Source organism: Microcoleus sp. OTE_8_concoct_300, from assembly GCF_031383065.1.
Lineage (GTDB): Bacteria > Cyanobacteriota > Cyanobacteriia > Cyanobacteriales > Microcoleaceae > Microcoleus.
In genome coordinates, this window is record NZ_JANMZH010000493.1 from 1 (window position 1) to 3858 (window position 3858).

Sequence of the window (3858 nt, forward strand, 5' to 3'; positions counted from 1 at the left end):
AGTTTTAGCGCAGGGGCTCAAAAGTAAGGATTCTCTGTTTGAGTTTGATGGTTCTCAAATTGGTACTCGGCTGGGAAATTCTTTGTTGAAGTGGATTCGGCATCAGGATGGTGCGGCGAGTGTTGCGGTTGAGAAAGGGAATGGAGATGTAGGGGCGATCGCATCCTATGAGGATTTTAAGTCCCAAGCTCTTGCCCTATTTGAAAAATTGGACAAGGGCTACAACTACATGGGACTTGTCCCCATCTGGCATCTGCGCCGTGAGCTAGGGGAACAGGTGAGCCGGGAGAATTTCAAAGACTTGATTATGCAGATGCAGGCCGATCGTTTATTTTATCTCCAAAGTGGAGAGGCTCGTGGAGCAACTGATGAACAAAAGCAAGACTCGATCAGCGATGACATAAGAGGTCTTTTATTTTTCGCTAGCAAACCATCTTGAGATTGAGGCAGAAAACAATGACTGATCCGTATACACCGTTTGAAGAAGCACGCAAGCAACAGCCGAATCCTTTCAAATTGAAACCCATCGTAAGCGCGGATGAGGTTTGGGGTGAAGTCGTAACTGATCTCCCTGACCTCAACCAACAGGTTGACCAAACAATCTATAAAGCAATTTCTGAAGTCCGCCAAAAATATTCTGATAAAATCGGGATTGCAATCAAAGGTGATAGAGGCACAGGAAAAAGTCATACCATTCACCGGATATGGAAAACTATTGAGCACGAGGGTGGAGCTGTATTTGCCTACATTCCTCGATTTACTAACGCTAGTCGAATTGACTCCCATGTGCGCTTCCATCTTTCACTCAGCTTTAAGCACCAAGATGTTAGAGGAGTAACGCAATGGCAGCAACTTGCTGCGTCTATGATTGCGACTCTTAAGGGAACAGAATTTGAAGAAAAATATCAGCCCTATCTAGAAAAATGTAATCACCCTGAAGAATTAAGGAAATACCTCCTCCAAAATCTCAGCCAAGATCAACGCTTTCGATTTATTGATGAGGTGATGGAAGCAATCTTAGAATATCAACATGACCTCGATTTTAATTTTTTGAGAGCAGTTTTATTCCTTCTATTTAAAACTGCTCCAATTGCTCAACTTGGTATGGCTTGGATTCAAGGCATCGATCATCCTGAAACCAGGCAAAGGGGTTTACCAGAGTTTTCGCAGCAAGAACAAGATGCAAAATCTATTTGGTTCATAGAGCAGATATGTAAGATTGCGGGAGTTTCATCACGACCAGTGTTGATTTGTTTCGATCAGCTAGATGGAGTTAGTGTGGGTAATGACTGCGGTGATAGCGCAGCTCAAATAGTAGCTAGCTGCATAGATAGAATTTACTTTCAATGTAGCAATGTACTTCTCCTCTGTTGCGTTATTAGCGACACATGGAAGGAAATTGAACAAATGGGAAGTGGCATACCTGATCGTGTAGGACAAAGGTCTGTAGCTACAAACCCACCTACTTCTGATCAGATGTTAGAGCTTGTTAAATTGAGGCTAGCTTGGTTTCACAGAAAAAACAATCTAAATTCTGATGATTACCCTAGTTTATATCCTTTTGATGCTAATCAAATCAGAGGTATTGCAAGTAAAGCTGCTGGTGTGCGAGACTTGATGAAATGGTGTGCTGAACAATTTGAGTCAGTGGAAATTGTAGATCCAGGTACTTCAACGATAGACCCGAACAACAATAAACAGAAAGAGTTTCTGGATGCTTATAATGAACTATTGAATCGAGTTTCAGTCCCCGAGCAAAACGATGACCAGTTAGCTGCTATTATTGCCTCTACAATGGCAATGATTCCTAAATGTGGAACAGAAAATGTAATAATTACTTCGGTTACACATATTAATCAGGCAGGTCACGATTTACATTTGATTATTGATGGCTACGATGCAGTTCAACAAAAAGCAGTAAGAATTGGAGTCAGAGTTTCAGAAACTCTGACTGGCAGGACATTCAACGCAGCAATGGAACGACTGTTAAAATATACCAAACATAACATTACTCGTGGTTGCTTAGTCCGATCAACGCCTGTTCCTCTAAGTTGGAAGAAAGGCAAACAGCTTGAAGAAAAACTTGTACAGGAACAAGGAGGTGAAGTTGTTGTTCTAAAGAAGGATGAGATCAAGCCTTTAGCAGCACTTTATCAAATTCATGAAGAAGCTGAGAACTACGGCTTTACTCAGCAGCAGGTGATTGAATTTGTTAAAGAATTAAACCTTGCTGCTCAGAATCCACTAATTTGTGAAATTTTGAGTGCTCCAGTTTTAATATGAATCTTGAAATCATTAAGGGTATTCAATTACCCGCTTGTGATGTTGAACTGCTAACATTAGGCAGGCTAATTGCTGTACCATTCAGGCAAAATATCAGAGAAGGTGAGGTATTATGGCTCTATCCCAGCCAACACCTTCCTGATAATCTTAGCCTCGATCAATACTATCAGGCTCAATATTTGACGAAGGCTGAAAGTGTATTTGCTGAATTTCAAACATATCCTATTCAGCTTAAAGTATGGGCGCGTTGTGAATATCATTGGCGCATAAATTTACAACAAAAGCACCTTCTACAGAAAATTGCAGAGTCAACGGTTTGGAAATTGGAAGCTTTGGAACATATTTTTGAAAAATACCAAGTTTTCAAGCTATTGATTTTACGAGTTTATCGCCTGTCTAATCCTTGCGTAGTCAATGTGCAAACAGAGTCAGGAGCCTTCTATTGGCCGCAGCGTGACGATGTGATCGCAATCAACAGCGAGAGTGATACTCCGGTGATTTCTGAAGCTAATTTTTATCAGCGTAAAGCTCTCTTAGTGGGTGGAGAAGTCTATCCTTATAAAGATTTAGAAGCTTTGCAGTTGCAAGTTGAGCAAATTGGTAGTATCAACTTAGGTGCCAATCAGCTCAACGATGATATCAAAATGTTTCTAGGTTGGTCGAAAATTTTACCAACAGTAAAACCAGAGCCTGATATAGATTGGATTAAAACAATCGCACAAATCGGAAACTCTAGCGATGGTAATACATTTGAAAAGTTAGTCCGCAAAAGTTTTATCAAGCTAGGATTTGCCAATTCTAACAATAAACCAGAAGCTAGCCTCAATCCAGAATCAACAGGCGGTGCTGGCGGATTAGATTTCTACTGTGAAACTCCCTATCAGGTAGTGGGAGAATGCAAAGCTACCAAAAGTGAAACCGTAGCTGATGGCACGCCAGCGCAACTTATCAAGTTAGGACATAAGCATCTTCAGGAACAATACAACTGCTGTATTAAGATAATTATGGCGGCTGGTCAGCTAAATAGACACGCTAAACTAACTGCTATCGCAAACCACATGAACGTAATCCGCCCGGAAACATTGCAAAGATTAGTTGAATTGAAAGCTAAGCAACCAGGTTCGATCGATTTATTACAGTTAAAACCTTGTTTGGAACAACAGCCGTTTGGTGAGGAAGCCGATACTAAGGTTAATCGCTATATTGATGATGTGCGGGAAAAGCTTAAAGTGCGATCGCACATAGTTCAGCTAGTCAAAGACTTTTTGGAAAGAACAAAATCAACAAGTGTTGAATTTAATCAGCTTCACGGTGCTTATGCCTTTTCTATGTCGCCCCAACCTTTAAAATATGAAGAAATGCACGAAATTTTAATCGAACTTTCCTCACCTTTGACGGGTTTCTTAGGGCGAATTAAAGGCGAGGATTTAGGGCGCGATCGCTTTTATTTCCTGCGCGACTTGCCGCTAGATGATTGAGATACGTCAAGGGCGATTCCCTTCGGGATAGCTTCGCTTCACGTACTTCATCCAATTTCCTACACAGCATCAGGATCTACGCCCAATTCCCGCAACC

2 protein-coding genes and 1 pseudogene are annotated in these 3858 nt (G+C 41.2%); all 3 read left to right on the top strand.

Annotation, left to right across the window (positions count from 1 at the left end; genetic code table 11):
* Positions 1-439: pseudogene (locus ACUVJL_RS22245) on the top strand (hypothetical protein); the annotation flags it as partial.
* Positions 440-456: 17 nt separating this feature from the next.
* Complete coding sequence (locus ACUVJL_RS22250; RefSeq protein ID WP_445247823.1) at positions 457-2283, top strand: hypothetical protein; 1827 nt, start codon at positions 457-459, stop codon at positions 2281-2283.
* A complete protein-coding gene (locus ACUVJL_RS22255) occupies positions 2280-3761 on the top strand; it encodes a DUF1802 family protein (RefSeq protein ID WP_445247824.1) in 1482 nt (493 codons plus the stop codon). Before ACUVJL_RS22250 ends, ACUVJL_RS22255 begins: the two co-directional genes overlap by 4 nt.
* Positions 3762-3858: the final 97 nt, after the last annotated feature.

What these genes read in the sequence shown, in the direction of transcription:
- ACUVJL_RS22255 (WP_445247824.1), top strand. Translation starts at nt 2,280, where the DNA reads ATGAATCTTGAAATCATTAAGGGTATTCAATTACCCGCTTGTGATGTT.
- ACUVJL_RS22250 (WP_445247823.1), top strand. Translation starts at nt 457, where the DNA reads ATGACTGATCCGTATACACCGTTTGAAGAAGCACGCAAGCAACAGCCG.